Below are 282 nucleotides of genomic sequence, written 5' to 3' on the forward strand. Positions count from 1 at the left end.
CCTTGACCAGGGACGAATCCTTCGACCAGTGCGCACTCTTCAGGTGTTGCGTTGGGGTGCAGCATTTTGACAGATTCAGGTTCGTCTACGCGGAGAGTCATTTTCACCGCGAAATTCGAGCGAGCGTTTCCGCCCACGATGGAAGCTTCCGCACGTTGAGCCAAGAGCAACATTCTGATGCCAGCTTTGGCCGACTGAGCAGCGATCTGTCGAACAAGCGATGTGATGCGGGGTGCGTATCTATCTGCTGGTTTCAGACCGTTGGTTGCATCGAAATCCTGT

1 protein-coding gene is annotated in these 282 nt (G+C 54.3%); it reads right to left on the minus strand.

Annotation, left to right across the window (positions count from 1 at the left end; all coding sequences use genetic code 11):
- A partial coding sequence (locus CVH10_RS26755; RefSeq protein ID WP_219924867.1) for a hypothetical protein occupies positions 1 to 282 on the minus strand: 282 nt, incomplete at both ends.

The sequence above is a fragment of the Halomonas sp. ND22Bw genome (genome assembly GCF_003011945.1).
Classification (GTDB): domain Bacteria; phylum Pseudomonadota; class Gammaproteobacteria; order Pseudomonadales; family Halomonadaceae; genus Halomonas; species Halomonas halophila.